Origin of the sequence: Pseudonocardia sp. D17 (genome assembly GCF_036984265.1) — a bacterium.
GTDB classification, from domain to species: domain Bacteria; phylum Actinomycetota; class Actinomycetes; order Mycobacteriales; family Pseudonocardiaceae; genus Pseudonocardia; species Pseudonocardia benzenivorans.
Genome location: NZ_BPRG01000035.1, coordinates 35,931 through 52,797 on the forward strand (window position 1 = coordinate 35,931; position 16,867 = coordinate 52,797).

Sequence of the window (16,867 nt, forward strand, 5' to 3'; positions counted from 1 at the left end):
GCCCGGTCGGTCAGCCCTGTGCGTCCCACCACACGTCGTCGATCTCCCCGTGCGCCAGCACGACGGCGGGGCCCTGCAGGACCGTCGACCCGTCGGGTTCGACGGTGACGCGCAGCCGCCCTCCCGGCGTCGTCACACCGACGGTGCCCCGGTCGCGGCCGGCCGCCCGCAGCGCCGCGACCACGGCCGCGACGGTGCCGGTACCGCAGGAGCGCGTCTCCCCGACGCCCCGTTCGTGGACGCGCATCGTGACCTCGTCGCCCGACACCGGCGTCACGAACTCGACGTTCACCCCGTGCGGGAACAGGGCCGGGTCGTGGCCGGGCGGGACGCCGAGGTCGAGGGCGGCGAGGGCCCCGGCGTCGGCCGCGGTCACGCACGCCAGGTGCGGGTTGCCGACGTCGACGGCGACCCCGGCGTAGGCGTGCCCGCGCACGGTCGCGGTGCTCTCGTCGCCGACCCGCGCGACGCCCATCCCGACCGAGACCTCACCGTCGGCCCCGTCGCCGCCGGCGAAGCGGACGGTGCGGACTCCCCCGCGGGTGCCGAGCGCGAGCTCGGCGCCGGGGCCGTCGGGCAGCAGGGCCTCGAGCGCGAGGTAGCGGGCGAAGACGCGCACGCCGTTGCCGCACATCTCGGCGACGCTGCCGTCGCCGTTGCGGTAGTCCATGAACCATTCGACGCCCGGCACCGGCGCGGGGACGTCGGGCCCGGCGGCGGCCCAGCGCACGACGCGGAGCACGCCGTCGGCGCCGAGGCCGCGGCGGCGGTCGCACACCGCGGCGACGCGGGCCGGGCTGAGGTCGAGCGCGCCCTCGGGGTCGGGCAGCACGACGAAGTCGTTCTCGGTGCCGTGGCCCTTCGCGAACCGGATCCCGCTGCTCACGGGCCTCAGGGTAGCGATCCGGAGGTGAGGGCCCCGAGGACCTGCGCGGCGAGGTCGGGGGCGGCGCCGTCGAACCAGCGGATCCGGTGGTCGCGGCGGAACCACGAGCGCTGCCGGCGGACGAACCGGCGCGTCGCGACGACCGTGCGCTGCGCGGCATCGGTGACAGCGGCGTCGTCGAGCGGGACGGCGGCGAGCCGGGCGCCGTCGGCCGGGGCGTCGCGGTCCTCGGAGTCAGGGGCGCCGGCCGCGGCGGCGAGGGCGTCGATCACCTGCTGGTAGCCCAGCGCGCGCGACGCCGTGCGGCCCTCGCGCAGGCCGCGGGCGAGCAGCGTCCGGGTCTCCTCGACCAGCCCGGCGGCCAGCATCAGGTCGACGCGCGTCGCGATGCGGTCGTCGAGCTCGGCGACGTCCCGGTCCACGCCGACGAGGACGGCGTCGTAGCGGGGGGCACCGATGCGCGGCATCGTCGCCGTGAAGGGGCGCCCGGTGATCTCGATGACCTCCAGCGCCCGCACGATGCGCCGCCCGTTGCCGGGCAGCACGGCGGCTGCGGCGGCCGGGTCGAGCGCGGCGAGGCGGGCGTGCAGCGCCCCCGGACCGCGCTCGGCCAGCTCGGCCTCCAGCCGCGCCCGGACCGCCGCGTCGGTGCCGGGGAACTCCAGTTCGTCGACGACCGCCTGCACGTAGAGCCCGGAGCCACCGACGAGCACCGGCGTGCGGCCCGCCGCGCGCAGCCGCTCGATCACCACGCGGGCCTCGCGCTGGTAGGCGGCGACCGAGGCGGTCTCGGTGACGTCGAGGACGTCGAGGAGGTGGTGCGGGACACCGCGCCGCTCGGCGACGGTGAGCTTCGCGGTGCCGACGTCCATCCCGCGGTAGAGCTGCATCGCGTCGGCGTTGACGACCTCCCCGCCGAGCTCGCGGGCGAGCGCGAGACCGAGGTCGGACTTGCCCGTCGCGGTGGGCCCGACGACCACGACGAGCGGCGGCGCGCTCATCCCGGCGTCCAGAACGCGACGTGGTAGGCCACCCCGAACGGCGCCGTCGAGCACAGCAGCTCGGCGTCCCAGCGGCGGTCGGCGGTGGCGCCGGCGAGCACCTGCCAGGGCGCCCGGCCGCCCGCCCACAGCTGCGTGGCGAGCTCCGCGTCGAGCGCGGCGAGGGCCGCGGTGTCGGCCGCTGCGAGCGCGGTCGCGACCCGGGCGTCGAACCGGGTCGCGCGGGTGTCGAAGTGGCCGGGGGCCTTCTCCGTGTGCGTCGCCGCGCCGTCGCCGACGACGAGGAGCCCGACGCCGTCGGGTTCCGCGGCGAGGGCCCGGCCGAGGGCGAGGCAGTCGGCGGGGGCGGCGTCGGGCGCGACGAGCTCGCCGCGCACGGCGATCGCGGCTCCCGTGCCGGCCGCGAGCCAGCCCGCGACGAGCAGCGGCAGCGGCAGGTCCCTGTCGACGGGTCCGCGGTCCGTCGCGAGGCCGGTGTCCAGCGCGACCCGCACGTCGACCCCGAAACCGACGAACGAGCCCACCGTCGCGGGCGCGACCGTGCGCCGACCGCCACGGTCGGCTCCCACGGCGATCCAGCGGGAGGCCCGCGCCGCGAGCAGCGCGGCGGCGGTCCGGCACGCGTCGCGCACGTCGACCGTCTCCGCCGCTGCCGCCCCGGCCAGCTCGGGGACCAGCAGCGGTGGTTCGGGCACGACGGCGACCGCGGAGATCACGGCACCGAGCGTAGCCAGCGGGAGCGGTCATGCCCGCGTCTCGTCGCCCCACAGGGCCCGTTGACGGCGCGACCGGTTCCGCCACGTGCGCATTCCTGTTTGAATCGCTGTCAGCAGCCCGGTCCGCGAGGGATCGGTGCGGCACGTGCAACGGGCTCCGCCGCGGCGGAGCGCCCGGGCCCGCTTCGGGCACGGGCCTGACGAGGGAGGTACGGGTGTCGGACGAGCAGGCGACCAGTAACGACGGCCGGCAGGGCGAGGAGGCCGCGTCGGTCGCCGCCCCTCCGACAGCCGGCGAGGGACCCGACCGGGCGACGGGCGCAGGCGAGCAGGCCGCCGACGCGAGCGAGCAGGCCGCCGCGAGCACGGACGAGCAGGCCGCGGAAGGCGCCGACGCGGGGGCGGGAGCGACGAACGCCGCCCCCGACGCCGCACCCACGGGCGACGCCCCCGCGGCCGCGACCATCCCCGGCCAAGCCACGGCGTCGGCCACGACCGACACGCCCGCCGGCAACGACCGGGCGGCAACCGGCGACACCGCGGCCACCGACGACACCGCGGGGCCGGACACGGCGACGGCGGAGAACAGCCGCGCGGCGCAGGACACCCCTGCGGCGCAGGACACCCCGGCGGATCCGGGGCCGATCTCCACACCGGCCCCCGCCGACCACGCCGCACCCGATCACGCCGCACCCGATCACGCCGCACCCGATCACGCCGCGGCCCGCCACGACACGCCCGATCATGACGCGGCCCGCCACGACACGCCCGGACAGCACCCGGCCGGACAGCACACCGACGAGCCCGCGCGCACCTCGGTCGCCGCACCGCCGCGGCCGGTCCCCGGCCCGCCGCCCACCCCCCGCGCGCCGCTGCCAGGTCCCCCGCCCGGCGGCCGCCCGCGCCCGGTCCCGCCGCCCCGTGCCGCAAAGCCGCCGGCGAAGCCCCTCGAGTCCCCCGCCGCGCAGGCGGCCGCCGCGCCGACGCCGGTCGCGGCCGTACCCGCCGCGGCGATCTCGGTACCCGAGGCAGGCGCCGATCCGGCGCGCTGGGGCCGGGTCGACGACGAGGGCCGCATCTTCCTCGTGACGGCCGAGGGCGAGCGCGAGGTCGGCTCATGGCAGGCCGGCGCGCCGCAGGAGGGGCTGGCGCACTACGCCCGCCGGTTCGACGACCTGCGTACCGAGGCCGAGCTGCTCACCGTCCGGCTCACGACGGGCGGCGGTGACCCGAAGCAGGCGCTGCACAGTGCCACCGCGATGCGCGACGGGCTCGCCGATGCCGCCGTCGTCGGCGACGTCGCGGCCCTCAAGGCACACCTCGACGAGCTGGTGACGCTCGCGGAGGCGGCGGTCGGTGCCGCGCGCTCGGCCCGGTCGGCCCAGCGCGAGGCCGCCGTGGCCCGCAAGGAGGAGCTCGCCGCGGAGGCCGAGAAGCTCGCCGCCGAGGCCACGCAGTGGAAGCAGGCGGGCGACCGCTTCAAGGCGATCCTCGACGAGTGGCGCACGATCAAGGGCATCGACCGGCGCACCGACGAGGCGCTGTGGAAGCGGTACTCCCGGGCCCGAGAGGCGTTCAACCGCCGCCGCGGCTCGCACTTCGCCGATCTCGACCGGCAGCGGGCGAGCGCGAAGGCCCGCAAGGAGGAGCTGGCCACCGAGGCCGAGGCGCTGGCCGACTCGACCGACTGGGGCCCCACGGCCGCGCGGTACCGCGAGCTCATGGCGGAGTGGAAGGCGGCCGGGCGGGCGCAGAAGGACGCCGACGACGCGCTGTGGCAGCGCTTCCGCAGCGCCCAGGATGCGTTCTTCTCGCGGCGGACCGAGACGTTCGCCGCGCGCGACGCCGAGTTCGCCGCCAACGCCGACGCCAAGCGGGCCCTGCTGGCCGAGGCCGACAAGATCGACACCGACGACGCCGACGCCGCTCGGGCCGCGCTGCGCGGCATCCAGGAGCGGTGGGAGGCGATCGGCAAGGTCCCGCGCGACGACATCCGTCCGCTCGAGGCGGGCCTGCGTGCGATCGAGGAGAGGGTCCGCGAGGCCGTCGACCGCCAGTGGCGGCGCACCGACCCCGAGACGGAGGCCCGCGTCTCGCAGTTCCGCGACCGCGTCGCGCAGTTCGAGGCGCAGGCGCAGAAGGCCGAAGCGGCGGGCGACGCGAAGCGGGCCGCCGAGGCCCGCGCGCAGGCCGACCAGTGGCGCGAGTGGCTGCGGACCGCGGAGGAGTCGGTTCACCAGCGCTGATGGCGCGGCGGACGGGGACGATCCGGACGAGCGTCCCGACGGGGCTCGACGCTGTCTGCAGGCGGTCCATCAGCGACTACACAGCGTAGCGATCGACGGGTCGGCGTTCTGCGATCCGGCGGCGGCCTGCCGAGAATTCTCGTGCCTTGTTCCTCGGTGCAGATCGCTCCCGACAGGCTAATATCCAGCGGGTTCGCAGCGGTTGAGGTCCACGATGCTCGCATCGGCAGGAAAATCGCCGATCCGGCGGATGGGTACGCCATGAGGGACATGTGGGAGAAATCGGTCACGGACAGCGACCATGTGCGGCCTCCCGACCGCAGCGCGGCGGGCCTCTCCTCAACCTTCGACGGGGCCTTCGACGGAGCCTTCGACGGGGAGCGGCGGCGCACCCGATGATGATCGACGCGGCCGTGGTCACCGGCGCCAGCAGCGGAATCGGCCGCGCGGTCGCGGTCGCACTCGGCCCGCACGCCAAACAACTCGTCCTCATCGGCCGCGACCCCGCCCGGCTCGCCGACGCGGCCGCCGCCACCCACAACGGCGCCGCCACCGTGCTCACCACCGACCTCGCCGACCCGGACGCCGTGCCCGTACTCGGCCACCACCTCGCCGACCTGCTGGGCGGCGTCGACGTCCTCGTCCACTCCGCCGGCGACTACGCCAGCGGTGAGGTCCCCGACACCGACGCCGCCACCTTCGACCATCTCTACGCCGTCAACGTCCGCGCCCCCTACGAGCTGACCCGCGAACTCCTCCCCCACCTGCGCGCCCGCCACGGCGACGTCATCTTCATGAACTCCACCCAGGGCCTGGCCGCCTACCCCGGGGTCAGCCAGTACGCCGCCACCAAACACGCCCTCACCGCCGTCGCCGACAGCCTCCGCGGCGAGGTCAACGCCGCCGGGGTCCGGGTCACGACGCTGCACCTCGGACGCACCGCCACCCCGATGCAGGAACGCATCCACGCCGCCGCGCACCGCCCCTACCGGGCCGCGGACCTCGTCCAGCCCCAGGACGTCGCCGACGTCGTGCTCTCGGTGCTGGCCCTGCCCCGCCGGACGCAGGTCAACTCCGTGACGATCTGGCCCACCCACCCCTGACGCGGACGCGCCGCTGGGATGCGCGTCACAGCTCGGGCCGCGCCGCGGGTGCGAGGGTGGTGAGGACCCCGGGACCCCGCCGGGGCGCCGATCCGAGGGAGCGCCGATGACCGCCGGCAACACCGCCAACCCGTACCTGCGTCGCGTCGACACCGACGCGCTGGCCGCCACCGGCGCGGGCGAGCGGTTCTCGCAGAACCTCATCGGGCAGGCCACCGGCGCGCAGTCCTGCCACGTCGACTGGATCCGCACCCCGGCGGGCGGCGGCTCCCCCGCAGGCCTGCACGTGCACGAGGTGGACCAGGTGTTCTGGGTGCTCCAGGGCACGATGAGCATCGAGGTCGACGGCCAGGAGTTCGACGCGCCCGCGGGCAGCCTCGTCGTCTTCCCCGCCGGTGTGCCGCACCGCAACTGGAACGCCGGCAGCGAGCCGACGGTCCACCTGGCCGTGAACACCCCGGCACCGGACCCGGCGGTCCCCTTCGCCCGGACGGTGGGCTGACCGGGGTCAGGACCGCCCGGTCACGACGTCACCCGCGGTCCGCGAGAGCCGCAGCGTCTCGATCGCCGGCACCACGAGCACGACGACGAGGAGCAGGAACGCGATGCGGTAGGGCGTCGCGGGGGCGTCGGACAGGCCGACGAGGTGCCCGACGGGGTCGCCGAGCCGCACGAACAGCGCTCCGACCGCGACACCCAGGCCCGCGCCGAGCTCCTGCAGCGTCGACATCAGGGTGTTGGCGCCGGTCATCCGCTCCTGCTCGACGTCGGCGAACGCGACGCTGTTGTAGGCGCTGAAGCCGGTGGACCGCACGACCCCGCTGGCCAGCAGCAGCAGGAGCAGCACCGGCAACGGGGTCGCCGCCGTCAGGAACGCCATCCCGACCAGGCACGCCGCCGATGCGGCGATGGAGAACAGGACGACGGCCCGGATCCCGAAGCGCCGCATGAGCGGCGTGGTCGCCGGCTTGATCCCGACGTTGCCGACGAACAACGCGATCACCACCAGCCCCGCCTGCGCCGCCGACCAGCCGAAGCCGAGCTGGAACAGCAGCGGGAGCAGGAACGGGATGGCGGTGATCACCATCCGGTAGACCGACCCGCCTGCCGCGGTCAGCCGGTAGGTGGCGAGGGCCAGCACCCGCAGGTCGACCAGCGGCCGACGGGTCCGCAGCAGGTAGGCCACGGCCGCGGTGAGCAGCACGGCCGCCAGCACCAGCGCGGCGACGGCCGATCCCCAGCGGCCGCCGCCGATGCTCTCCAGCCCGACGACGAGCGCGGCAGCGCCCGCGGCCGTGAGGACGAACCCGCGCCAGTCGAGCGGGTCGCGGCGGGGCGCGCGGACGTCGGGCACGATCCGTAGCGCGAGCACCAGGGCGACGAGCCCCAACGGCAGGTTGACGACGAAGATCCACCGCCACGACGCGTAGTTGGCCAGCAGGCCACCGAGCGCGGGCGCGACGACGGGCGCGACGAGCGCGGGCCAGGTGAGGAAGGCGATGGCGCGCACCAGGTCGCGCTTGTCCGTCGTCCGCAGCACCGCGAGCCGCCCGACCGGCACCATCATCGCCCCGCCGACGCCCTGCAGCACACGGGTCGCGGTGAGCACCGGCAGCGACGGCGCGAGCGCGCAGCCCGCCGACGCCAGGGTGAACACGACGAGGGCGGCGACGAAGATCCGGCGGGCGCCGAACCGGTCGGAGAGCCACCCGCTGATCGGGATGAGCACCGCGAGCGTGAGGAGGTAGCCGGTGATCGCGACGTTGACGTCGACGGCCGCGACCCCGAGGTCGGCCGCGATGTGCGGCGCGGCGGGCGCGATGACGGTCCCGTCGAGGATCTCCATGAAGAACGCGCCCGCGACGAGCAGGGCGAGCGGGCGGTGCAGTCCGGTCGGTGCCGGGGGCGAGGACGGAGTTCCGACGACACGGCCGTCCGCCTCGACCATCGAGCCCTCCTCCGGGCCCGGCCGTCCTCCGGAGATCGGCAGCCCGGTTACACCGTAGGCGAACGTCCGGCGGCCCTCGCCCGGTCGTGGGTCAGGGCACAATGCACCCATGACGACCTCCCCGACCTCACCCCCGGCGGAGTCCCCCGCGGAGGCCCCGACGGGGTCCCCGCGGTCCGGGCTCGACCTGCGCTGGGTCGACTCCGGCATCCGTCCGCAGGACGACCTGTTCGGGCACGTCAACGGCAAATGGCTCAAGGAGCACGAGATCCCGGCCGACCGCTCGCAGGACGGCGCCTTCCACGCGTTGCGCGACAACGCCGAGGCCGACGTCCGGGCGATCGTCGAGGAGACCGCGGCCTCCTCCGCCGCGCCGGGCACCGACGCGCGCCGCATCGGCGATCTCTACACGTCGTTCATGGACGTCGAACGGATCGAGGCCCTGGGCATCGAGCCGCTGCGGCCGCTGCTCGCCGAGGTGGCCGACGCGGCCGACACGGCCGCGCTGGCGGCGGTGCTGGGCCGGCGGCAGCGCGAGGGCCGCACGGCGCTGTTCGGCGCGTTCGTCAGCACGGACGCGAAGGACTCGTCGCGCTACCTCGTGCACCTGTCGCAGTCGGGCCTCGGGCTGCCCGACGAGTCGTACTACCGCGAGGACTCCTACGCCGAGCTGCGCGAGAAGTACGTCGCGCACCTGGCACGGCTGGCCGAGCTGGCCGGGCTGGCGGAGCCGGCGGCAGTGGCGTCGACGGTGATGGAGCTGGAAACGGCGCTCGCCGCGGCGTCCTGGGACCGGGTCACCAACCGCGACGCGGAGAAGACCTACACGCTGATGACGGGCGCGGCGCTGGCCGAGAACGCCCAGGGCTTCGAGTGGGACGTCTGGATCGAGGCGCTCGGCGCGCCCGCGGGCGCCTTCGACGAGGTCGTCGTCCGGCAGCCGACGTTCGTGACCGAGGCGGCGGCGATGTGGCGCGACCGCCCGCTGGAGCAGTGGAAGGCGTGGCTCGCGATCCGCACGGTGTCCTCGTGCGCCGACTACCTGAACGAGGCGCTGGTCGAGGCCGACTTCGACTTCTACGGGCGCACCCTGTCGGGGACCCCGGAGCTGCGGGAGCGGTGGAAGCGCGGCGTCGGGCTCGTCGAGGGCGCGCTGGGCGAGGCCGTCGGACAGCTCTACGTGAAGCGGCACTTCCCGCCCGCGGCCAAGGAGCGCATGGTCGAGCTCGTCGCGAACCTGGTCGAGGCCTACCGGCAGTCGATCTCGTCGCTCGACTGGATGGGGCCGGAGACGCGCGAGCGGGCCCTGGAGAAGCTGGGCCGGTTCACCCCGAAGATCGGCTACCCCGACGAGTGGAAGGACTACTCGGCGCTCGAGGTCGACCCGGGCGACCTGCTGGGCAACGTCCGGCGCGCCGGCGAGTGGTCGACCGACTTCCAGTTCGCGAAGCTCGGCAAGCCGGTCGACCGCAACGAGTGGCTGATGACGCCGCAGACCGTCAACGCCTACTACCACCCGCGGATGAACGAGATCGTCTTCCCGGCCGCGATCCTGCAGCCGCCCTTCTTCGACCCGGAGGCCGACGACGCCGCCAACTACGGGGGCATCGGCGCGGTCATCGGGCACGAGATCGGCCACGGTTTCGACGACCAGGGCAGCAAGTACGACGGCGACGGCAACATGACCGACTGGTGGCAGGCCGACGACCGCGCCGAGTTCGAGCGTCGCGCGCAGGCGCTGATCGACCAGTACAGCGGGCTGTCCCCGATCGGGCTACCCGAGCACAAGGTCAACGGCGCGCTGACCGTCGGCGAGAACATCGGCGACCTGGGCGGACTCACGATCGCGCTCAAGGCCTACCGGATCTCCCTCGGCGACGGGGAGGCCCCGGTGATCGACGGGTTCACCGGTCTGCAGCGGGTGCTCCTGGGCTGGGCGCAGGTGTGGCGCGCCGTCACCCGCGACGCCGAGGCCGTCCGACGGCTGACGATCGACCCGCACTCGCCGCCGGACCTGCGCTGCAACGCCGTCGTCACCAACCTCGACGCGTTCCACGAGGCGTTCGACGTGCAGCAGGAGGACGCGCTCTACACCCCGCCCACCGAGCGCGTGCGGATCTGGTGACGCCCGCCCGGGTGGCGGCGCGGGCCTACGACGGCCGGCCGCCGCCCGGGCTGCACGCCGTGCGGACGAGCGGCGGTGACAGCGGGGCGCGCACGTCGACCGCGACGGGCGCGGCCGCCGGCCTGCCGACGCGGCCCCGGGCCTTGAGCAGCGTGCTCGCCAGCTGGTGCAGCGCCGGCAGTGGGTCGCGCGCGGCGAAGGCGCCGAAGTCGCGGGTCCCGCGCAGCGACCGGGCGGCCCGGCCGTAGGTGGTCTCGCCGCGGCGTACCCGGGCGATGACGGCCTGGGCGTCCTTGACGGGCAGTAGGACCTTGCGGCCGTCGACCTGCGGGCGCTGCGGGCCCACCGGAAGCCCGGCGAGCGTCGCGTAGAGCCGCCACGGCCCCTCGACACCGCAGGCCTGCGCGAGGCCGAAGTTGCCCGGCACCCGGACGTTGACCTCGATGAGGTACAGCTCACCGGTCCCGGCGTGACGCTTGGTCTCGCACGCGGCGAGCCCGACGTAGCCGGTGTGGTCGAGCAGCCGCCGGGTGAGCGCGACGGTCTCGGGCACCGGCACGGCCTCGGTCAACGAGCCCACGCCGTAGTCCATCGGCCACTGCCGCAGCTTGCGCCGCCCGTAGCTCAACGGGTAGCCGCCGTCGTGGTCGCGAACCATGACCGCGCCCTCGAGCAGGGTCTCCGGTCCGGGGACGAGCTCGGTGAACAGGATCGGGACGCCGAGGTCGAGCAACGGCACCGCGTGCGCCAGCGCGTCGGCGCGCGACGCGATGTGCACGGTGCCGACGCCGACGAGCTCCTTGGCGACGTGCCCCAGCGTCGGCTTGAGGATGCACGGGTAGGTGAGCTCGCCGAGCAGGTCGTCGAGGTCCGCACGGTCGGCGACGTGGTGCATCCACGGCGCCCGCACGCCCGCCTCGGCGGCGATCCGGTAGGTCGTGCGCTTGTCCATCAGGTCGAGGTGGGCGCCGCCCGGGGCCTCGAACGACCGCAGCCGGGCGGGGATGCGCGCGCGGTGGCGGACGACCCACTCCGACGCGGCGTCCGACCCGCAGATCAGCACCCCGTCGTCGACGCCGGCCAGCGCGTCGAGCCAGGCGCGGGGGTGCTCGCGGATGTCGGGCATGACCTCGCCGCGCACCCCGCGGCTGCGGGTCACGTGGGCGTACTCGGGGGTCGCGAGCGCGTGCACCCGGACCCCGCGCCGGGTGAGCTCCCGCGCGACCGTCAGGCACCCGTCGTTCGGATGGAGCAGCACCGCGTCGATCATCGACCCTCCTTTCCTGCCTCAACGCACATTCTCGGAAAAGGAAACTAGAGCACCCCCCGCGCTCGCGCGCGTCGCGGGTACCGGCCCATTCGGACGGCCGTTGTGATAAAGGCGTGACCACCACGTTTCGGAGGCGAGCCGGGGACGTGCGGTCACGAGCGGTGCCGCGGCCCACCCGGTCGAGGTGCAGCAGGCACGTTATGTCCGGTTCTGCTGTGACGCTCCGTACTGCGCGCACTCGCGTGTCGCCGGTTACCAACCCTAAATTAACTGTCGGCAAAAACCCCGCCGGAACAATTGGGACGCGCCCTGTGCGAATGGCGAATGGGCCGGTCGGACCCGTCGGGTCAGCCGAGTGCCTGCCGGACGGCGGTGGCGAGCACCGTCCGGCCACGGACGGTCGGGTGCACGCCGTCGGGCCCGATGATCGACGGGTCCGCCGCGACGATCGCCGCCCAGTCGACGAACGCCGCGCGCGGGCCGGCCGCCACGACCGCCTCGCGCAGGGTCGCGTTGTTCGCGTCCTGCCAGCGTCGCGGCACCGACACCCCGACGAACACGATCCGCTCGTCGCGCGCGGCGCTCACGACGGCGTCGACGTCGCGCCGGCTGATGGTCCCGTTGGCCCCGAGGTCGACCACCACGGGCCCGTCGTGCGCGGCCACCCACGCGGCGACGATCGCGGGCGCGGTGCTGAACTGCCTGCCCACCTTCCCGTCGACGGTCGTCTGCGGGCCGAGCGCGGTCGTCAGCGCGTCGGCGCTGCCGAGGGTGATCGAGTCGCCGACGACGAGCACCGGGCGCCCCACCCCGCCGCTCGGGGTGGCGGGCGCGGTCGTCGGGGTCGCCGGGGCCCCGGCCGCCGTGGAGGCCCCCGGTGCGACGGGTGCGGCGCTTCCCGGGTCGGCGGGCGCGGCGTCGACGGGTGGCTCGTCGTCGGCGGCCGCGGCGGGCGGCACCGGGGCGGCGCCGGGAGTTCCCGTCACGGCGACGATCCCGCAGGCGGTCAGCGTCAGCGCGAGCACCCCGCACGTCGCGACGGCCGCGGTGCCGGCCTTCGCCCGCGCGCACACCCGCCGGATCGCCCCACGCCGGATCGGCGTCTCCAGGAACCGGTAGGACAGCTCCGCGACCAGGAACGTCGCCACGACCCGGCCGAGGTCGACCAGCCACGCCGGCGCCGGGACGTCGATCCCCGGCCGGGTCAGCACGAAGATCGGCCAGTGGTAGAGGTAGATGCCGTACGAGCGGCGGCCGAGCCAGATCAGGGGGCGGCGCGCGAGCACGCTCGTGACCACGCCGTTGCGGGCCGCGGCGACGATCACGACCGCGGTCAGCAGCCCGGCACGCAGGAAGCCGCCGCGCTCGTAGAGCTGGTCGTCGAACTCCGAGGCCGTCGACAGGGCGACGACCAGCGCCACCAGCGCCACGCCCCCACCGATGTCGACGATCGCGCGCCGCGGCCTCGACAGCCGGCGCGACCACGCCTCGGGGCCGTAGACCAGTGCGAGCGCCGCCCCGACGAGGAACCCCGCCGAGCGGGCGTCGGTGCCGTAGTAGACGCGGATGTTCGAGTCCGGGTCGTAGAGCAGGGCCATCACCACGGCCGACCCCATCGCCAGCAGCAGCGCGACGGCCGCGGCCCGCCTGCGGGCCACCATCGCGAGCACGCCGACGAACAGCAGCGGCCAGAGCAGGTACAGCTGGCCCTCGACGCCGAGTGACCAGATGTGCAGCAGCGGCGAGGGCCGCGCGAACGCCTCGCCGTACGGGATGCCGGCGATGACCAGGTGCCAGTTCTGGACGTAGGTCAGGGAGGCGAGCGCGTCGTCCCGGATGCCACCGACGTCACCGGGCAGCAGCAGCCGGTAGACGACGACCGTCGCGAGCACGCAGGCGACCAGCGCCGGGACGAGCCTGCGCGCGCGGGCCAGGAAGAACGCCTTCGCGTCGACCCGTCCGCGGGCGCGCAGCTCGGCCACGAGCAGCTGCGTGACGAGGAACCCGCTGAGGGTGAAGAAGATCTCGACGCCGAGGAAGCCGCCACCGGCCCACGAGAGCTCGAGGTGGTAGACGAGGACCGCGACGACGGCGAGCGCGCGCAGGCCGTCGAGACCCGGCGCGTACGGGACCGCCGACACGCGCCTGCGGGTGTCGCCGACGCGACGGGGATCGGCGCGCGGCACGAGCTGCTCGACCATCCGCCCCCTCGCCCGTCAGCCGACCAGGTGACGATGTCACGAGGTGTGCCGCCTGAGCACCTACGAGATCGGCGTGTCGCGAGAGACCGGGGAGACGCAACCCCACGTTCGTGACGACCGGGAGGAGTAGGGCTATCCGAGCAGTCGGCGGACTGCCTCGACGACGTCGGACCCACCCGTCACTACGACACCCTTCGCCATGCCGCGGATCTGGTCCGCGAGCGCGACGGCCAGGTCGATGCCGGCGGCGCGGGCGTCGGGGCCCGCGTCCTGCAGGGCCGCCAGTGTCGCGGCGGGGATCGTGACGTCGGGAACCTCGTGGGCGAGGTAGTCGGCCTCGTCGAAGCCGGTCAGCGGCCGGACCGCGACGAGCACGGGCACCCGCCCGTCGACGGCCTCCAGCACCCGCTCCAGGCCGGCGAGCTCGTGCACGGGCCGGGTGATGAGGAACTGCGCACCCGCGGCGATCTTGTCCAGGGCCCCCGCCGCGGCCCGGCCGGGGTCGCGGCTGCCGGGGTTGACCCGGGCCCCGATCTCGAACGACGTCTTCGTCCCCAGCCGCAGCCCGTGGTAGTCGGTGCCATCGTTGAGGCCCGCGAGCAGCTCGATGAGCCCGAGCGAGTCGACGTCCCAGATGCCGTCGACATGTGGGTAGTCGCCCAGCAGGGGCGGTGTCCCGGTCTCGCACACGACGCCGCGCACCCCGAGGGCGTGCGCGCCGAGCAGGTCGGCCTGCAGCGCCATGATCGTGCGGTCCCACGTGGTGACGCTCGCGAGCGTGGTCAGGCCCAGCCGGTTGTGCAGGTGCAGCGCGAGGTCGACGGAGTTCACCTGCGCCCGAGGGCTCGACGACGCGGCGACCGACACCAACCCGACGCCGGCCTCCTGCAGCTCGGCCGCGAGCTCGAGCGCCTCGTCGACCCCGCCCGTCGGCGCGGGCCGCAGCTCCACGGCGACGACGTGCCCCGGCGCCGAGAAGGGCCCGTCGGTCTCGGGCCGCTCGGGGACGACGGTGGTCGCGGCGACCCGCTCGGCGACCTCGGCCGCGCGCTGGCTCCGGTGCTCGGCGACGGCCGCGGCCGCGGCGGCGAGCTGGCTCGGTGTCGTCCCGCAGCAGCCCCCGACGAGCGCGGCGCCGGCGTCGAGCAGCTGGCGGGTGTAGCGGACGAAGTAGTCGGCGTCGATGTCGTACTCGAACCGTGCGGGCCCGACGCGCCGCGGCAGTCCGGCGTTGGGCTGCACGGTGAGCGGAACCGCCGTGTGCACCCGCAGCTCGCGCAGCACCGCGAGGCAGCCCTGCGGGCCGAGCGTGCAGTTGACCCCCATCGCCGCGAGCGGGAACCCTGCGAGCGCGGTGACGACCTCGTGCGGGGTGTGGCCGGAGAGCGTGTGCCGATCGGAGCCGAACGTCGCCTGCGCGATCACGGGCACGTCGCCGGTGCGGCGCGCGACCTCCAGCGCCACCTCGGCGGCCTCGACGAGCTCGTCGAGGTGCCCGAACGTCTCCAGCAGCACCACGTCGACACCGGCGCCGACGAGCACCTCGACCTGCTCGCGCACCGCGGCCCTGCGCTCCTCGGCCGCGACCCGCCTGCGCTGGTGGACGCTGACGGCGGGGGCGACCGAGCCCGCGACCAGCACCGCCCGGTCGGCGCGGGCAGCGGCCTCGCGCGCGAGCCGGGCGCCGGCGGCGTTGATGCGGGCGACGTCGTCGGCCGCGCCGTACTCGGCCAGTCGCAGCCGGCTCGCGCCGAACGTGTTGGTCTGCACCAGGTCCACCCCGGCACCGACGTAGCTGTCGTGGATGGTGCGGACCAGCTCGGGCTCGGTGAGGTTGAGCGCGGGCAGCGCCTGGTCGAGCGAGTTGCCCGCGGCGTGCAGCATCGTCCCCATCGCCCCGTCGCCGACCAGCACCGACGTCGTGAGCAGCTCCCGGACGTTCATCGTCGGCCTCCGCCCGCCCTGTCGCCCAGCGCATCGAGGATCTCGACGGCGACCTCGGCCATCAGCCGGTCGCGCCGCACGTCGAGCGACAGGCCGGTGATCTCCTCGATGCGCCGGATGCGGTAGCTGACGGTGTTCGGGTGCACGTGCAGCTTCTCCGCGGCCCGGCGCGGGGAGTTGTTGTGCTCGAAGTAGGCCGACAGGGTCGCCAGGTACTCCATGCCGCCGGTCCGCTCCTCCGCCAGCAACGCGCCGACGACCTCCTCGGCGAAGTCGCGCAGGTCGGTGACGTCGGGAACGCGCAGCAACAGCCGGTGGATGCCGAGGTCGGCGAACGCCGTGACCCCGCCGAACTCGCCGAGCTTCTCGCTCGCCGCCAGCGCGTGCCGGGCCTCGGCGTAGGAGCGGGCGATCTCGGCGGCCGTGTCGCAGGGGTTGCCGACGCCGACCGCGACCGGGACCGACGCGCCCGCCCTGCCCGACATGGCCGCGACGCAGCCCGCCGCGACGGCGCGGGCGGTGGCGAGCGGCCCCGGTGCGACGCCCCGGCCCGGTGCGCCGCCGGCCGTCGCCGGGACGATGGCGACGATCTCGTCGGCCCGGGCGGCGACGATCGCCTCGGGCGCGAGCCGGCCGAGCGCGGTCTCGACGGCGGGGAACGCCGTCGCGGCCCGGTCGCCCGCCAGGCTGACCGCGACCGCGCAGTACCCGCGGCCCGGCTCGAAGCCCAGGTGCTGGGCCCAGCGTTCGACCTCGGGGTCGTCGCGGTCGCGCACCAGCAGCAGACCCTCGACGAGCTCCTGGCGGGCCCGGCCCGCCGCGGCGGTGACGACCAGCTCCCGGCCGAGCACGACACCGCACACCATCGCCGCGTGCTCGGTCACGAGCAGCCGCATGTCCTCGGTGAGGTCGCTGCCGGCGTGGCTGGCGGTCAGCAGGTACCCGGAGACGTCGTCGCCGACCGAGACGGGCGCGACGACCGTCGCCGCCCCGGCCGCCGCCGAACCCGGGACGGTCAGCGCCCGGCGGGTCCGCGCCGCGGCGGCGAGCACCGTGCGCAGCCCGGCCACCCCGGCCTGCTCGCGGACCCCGCCGACGAGGTCGTCGCCGCCGGGGAGCCCGGCCCGGGCGAGCTCGTCGAGCCGCCGGTCGAGCACGACGACCCCCGCGCCGACGCCCTCGGCGAGGAAGGTGACGACGTCGGCCAGCTCGGTGTTCTGCGCGGCGAGCGCCGACAGGTGCCCGCACATGCTCACCACGCGGCGCAGCACAGCCGCCTCGTCGCCCGCGGGCCGGCGCAGCGCGTGCGCGACCGGTACGCGTGAGGGCACGGGCGGGGTGCTCGCCGTCGAGCCCGGGGCGGCCATGCGCGGACTGTACGTGCGGCCCTTCCGGGCGCACAACGCGTGACACCTCGGTTGTCCTTC

13 protein-coding genes are annotated in these 16,867 nt (G+C 75.3%); 5 read left to right on the plus strand and 8 right to left on the minus strand.

Annotated features, from left to right (window positions below):
- Positions 1-10 precede the first annotated feature (10 nt).
- From dapF to PSD17_RS05320, 3 genes are read right to left on the minus strand one after another with little or no spacing between them, the layout of a single operon-like run.
- The gene (gene dapF / locus PSD17_RS05310; protein WP_013674274.1) at positions 11-886 is read right to left on the minus strand and encodes a diaminopimelate epimerase; all 876 of its coding nucleotides are present in this window, start codon (positions 884-886) and stop codon (positions 11-13) included.
- Between the two features lie 5 nt (positions 887-891).
- On the minus strand, positions 892-1,887 hold the full coding sequence (gene miaA, locus PSD17_RS05315; RefSeq protein ID WP_339121918.1) for a tRNA (adenosine(37)-N6)-dimethylallyltransferase MiaA: 996 nt from the start codon (positions 1,885-1,887) through the stop codon (positions 892-894).
- Positions 1,884-2,603, minus strand: a complete 720-nt coding sequence (locus tag PSD17_RS05320) for a hypothetical protein (protein ID WP_013674272.1) — start codon at positions 2,601-2,603, stop codon at positions 1,884-1,886. The genes miaA and PSD17_RS05320 overlap by 4 nt, the downstream gene beginning before the upstream one ends.
- 872 nt (positions 2,604-3,475) lie before the next feature.
- Here PSD17_RS05320 and PSD17_RS05325 point away from each other — a divergent pair.
- From PSD17_RS05325 to PSD17_RS05340, 4 genes are all read left to right on the plus strand, one after another.
- The gene (locus PSD17_RS05325; RefSeq protein WP_445260993.1) at positions 3,476-4,849 is read left to right on the plus strand and encodes a DUF349 domain-containing protein; all 1,374 of its coding nucleotides are present in this window, start codon (positions 3,476-3,478) and stop codon (positions 4,847-4,849) included.
- 156 nt (positions 4,850-5,005) lie between these two features.
- Positions 5,006-5,248 (plus strand): hypothetical protein, encoded by a 243-nt coding sequence (locus tag PSD17_RS05330; protein ID WP_339121920.1) that lies wholly within the window; start codon positions 5,006-5,008, stop codon positions 5,246-5,248.
- Positions 5,245-5,952: an SDR family NAD(P)-dependent oxidoreductase gene (locus PSD17_RS05335; protein WP_013674269.1), complete on the plus strand. Its 708-nt coding sequence runs from the start codon at positions 5,245-5,247 to the stop codon at positions 5,950-5,952. Before PSD17_RS05330 ends, PSD17_RS05335 begins: the two co-directional genes overlap by 4 nt.
- 106 nt (positions 5,953-6,058) lie before the next feature.
- Entirely contained in the window at positions 6,059-6,454 is a 396-nt protein-coding gene (locus PSD17_RS05340) for a cupin domain-containing protein (RefSeq protein ID WP_013674268.1), read from the plus strand.
- A 6-nt stretch (positions 6,455-6,460) separates the two neighbouring features.
- On the opposite strand, the gene PSD17_RS05345 is transcribed toward PSD17_RS05340, so the two are convergent.
- Entirely contained in the window at positions 6,461-7,900 is a 1,440-nt protein-coding gene (locus tag PSD17_RS05345) for an MFS transporter (RefSeq protein WP_013674267.1), read from the minus strand.
- Positions 7,901-8,009: 109 nt separating this feature from the next.
- Between PSD17_RS05345 and PSD17_RS05350 the strand changes: the two genes are divergently transcribed.
- Positions 8,010-10,025: a M13 family metallopeptidase gene (locus PSD17_RS05350; protein WP_339121922.1), complete on the plus strand. Its 2,016-nt coding sequence runs from the start codon at positions 8,010-8,012 to the stop codon at positions 10,023-10,025.
- Between the two features lie 25 nt (positions 10,026-10,050).
- Here PSD17_RS05350 and PSD17_RS05355 read toward each other — a convergent pair whose 3' ends face one another.
- The 4 genes from PSD17_RS05355 to PSD17_RS05370 all read right to left on the minus strand — a co-directional run bounded on the left by PSD17_RS05355 (position 10,051) and on the right by PSD17_RS05370 (position 16,807).
- A complete protein-coding gene (locus tag PSD17_RS05355) occupies positions 10,051-11,295 on the minus strand; it encodes a carboxylate--amine ligase (protein WP_339121924.1) in 1,245 nt (414 codons plus the stop codon).
- Between the two features lie 347 nt (positions 11,296-11,642).
- Complete coding sequence (locus tag PSD17_RS05360) at positions 11,643-13,496, minus strand: acyltransferase family protein (protein WP_339121925.1); 1,854 nt, start codon at positions 13,494-13,496, stop codon at positions 11,643-11,645.
- 132 nt (positions 13,497-13,628) lie between these two features.
- Positions 13,629-15,440: a bifunctional homocysteine S-methyltransferase/methylenetetrahydrofolate reductase gene (locus PSD17_RS05365; protein WP_339121927.1), complete on the minus strand. Its 1,812-nt coding sequence runs from the start codon at positions 15,438-15,440 to the stop codon at positions 13,629-13,631.
- Positions 15,437-16,807 (minus strand): PucR family transcriptional regulator, encoded by a 1,371-nt coding sequence (locus PSD17_RS05370; RefSeq protein WP_041759495.1) that lies wholly within the window; start codon positions 16,805-16,807, stop codon positions 15,437-15,439. Before PSD17_RS05370 ends, PSD17_RS05365 begins: the two co-directional genes overlap by 4 nt.
- Positions 16,808-16,867 lie beyond the last annotated feature (60 nt).

Coding starts and splice junctions, on each gene's coding strand:
- miaA (WP_339121918.1), bottom strand. CDS start 1,887: ATGAGCGCGCCGCCGCTCGTCGTGGTCGTCGGGCCCACCGCGACGGGC.
- PSD17_RS05335 (WP_013674269.1), top strand. CDS start 5,245: ATGATGATCGACGCGGCCGTGGTCACCGGCGCCAGCAGCGGAATCGGC.
- PSD17_RS05340 (WP_013674268.1), top strand. CDS start 6,059: ATGACCGCCGGCAACACCGCCAACCCGTACCTGCGTCGCGTCGACACC.
- PSD17_RS05345 (WP_013674267.1), bottom strand. CDS start 7,900: ATGGTCGAGGCGGACGGCCGTGTCGTCGGAACTCCGTCCTCGCCCCCG.
- PSD17_RS05350 (WP_339121922.1), top strand. CDS start 8,010: ATGACGACCTCCCCGACCTCACCCCCGGCGGAGTCCCCCGCGGAGGCC.
- PSD17_RS05355 (WP_339121924.1), bottom strand. CDS start 11,295: ATGATCGACGCGGTGCTGCTCCATCCGAACGACGGGTGCCTGACGGTC.
- PSD17_RS05360 (WP_339121925.1), bottom strand. CDS start 13,496: ATGGTCGAGCAGCTCGTGCCGCGCGCCGATCCCCGTCGCGTCGGCGAC.
- PSD17_RS05365 (WP_339121927.1), bottom strand. CDS start 15,440: ATGAACGTCCGGGAGCTGCTCACGACGTCGGTGCTGGTCGGCGACGGG.
- PSD17_RS05370 (WP_041759495.1), bottom strand. CDS start 16,807: ATGGCCGCCCCGGGCTCGACGGCGAGCACCCCGCCCGTGCCCTCACGC.